Source organism: Adlercreutzia sp. ZJ242 (assembly GCF_011038995.1).
Lineage (GTDB): Bacteria > Actinomycetota > Coriobacteriia > Coriobacteriales > Eggerthellaceae > CAAEEV01.
In genome coordinates this window covers 1-1116 of the sequence record NZ_JAAKEE010000045.1, presented here as the reverse complement: position 1 = coordinate 1116, position 1116 = coordinate 1, and the positions used below count along the sequence as shown (strand labels likewise).

Genomic DNA, 1116 nt, shown 5'->3' with positions numbered 1-1116 from the left:
TTTTGCAGCAAAAAGAGGCCGTTTACCCTATGTGACCAGGACAAACGGCCTCTTTTCTCATGACGTTTTCTGTAGTGGAACAGCCTAGTCTCTCGGCTTTTTCACAACCGACATCACCTTGCTCATCTGCGATTTGGTCATGACCTCGCGCGACAGGTCGATGCCGACAACGTCGCAGAGCGCGTCGGTGAGGTCGGTGCGGTAGTCGAAGTGGTAGACGTTGGCGTCGAGGCGATGTCCTGTCATATTGGCAAGCGCGTCGGCGACAGCCTGCGCCGACGGGCGCGACCCTGTCGCGCGCTCCACGTCGGCCTGCATGAGCCGCATGATGGTGAGCGCCACGTAGCAGACAAGGAAGTGCGCCCGTATGTGCGGTTCCGTCCACACATAGACTGGCCGCGCCTCCATGGTGGACTTGAGCACGCGGAACGAGTCCTCGATGCGGGAAAGCCCCCTATATGCCTCGATGATCTCATGTTCGCCCCACTCCTGCTCAGAGGTAATGATGCAGTAGTAGCCGTCCATAGCAGCGTCGGCGGCGATCCTCTTTTCGTCGAGAACCCAGTTGTGACTGGCCTTCTCACCGGTCTCTTTAACCACGGGCACATCTTTGGCGTAGCGTGCCGAGCTGCGAGCCACTGCTGCCGACATGTCGCCGCGCTCTATAGCGGCTCTCGACTTCTCGATGACTTTGGCGCGTTCGTGACGCGCCCGCTCGTAAAAGTCACGCGACCAGAATGCGACCTCCTTGACTGGCACCATGACGCGCTCTTTTTTGCCTTCTGGATTCACGACGTAGACGGCCTTGCCAGAGATCCGGCTCTTGACCTTGAACCGGCCCGACTCCGACTCGACATATCCGGCATCGTCGAGCACCCAGTCTTTGAGCTTTTTGGTCGCCCTGCGCACGGACTGCGAGAGGACGAACCCGTTACCGTCGAGTATGCAGGCTGCTATGTTGTCAGAGGTGTTAAGCCCCTTGTCGGCCACCACGACCACGCGCTCTCCATCTGGATTTGATGAATCCCTCAAGCCAGCCTTCTTCATCATGGGAAGCATTGTGGTCATATCGTTTTGATTGCCAGGGAACAGCTCGTAGTCAACCGGTATGCCATT

1 protein-coding gene is annotated in these 1116 nt (G+C 58.0%); it reads right to left on the bottom strand.

The genetic code is table 11. The annotated features are described in order from the left end of the window. Positions 1-84: 84 nt before the first annotated feature. A partial coding sequence (locus tag G7Y49_RS09650) for an IS1634 family transposase (protein ID WP_165173283.1) occupies positions 85-1116 on the bottom strand: 1032 nt, incomplete at its 5' end.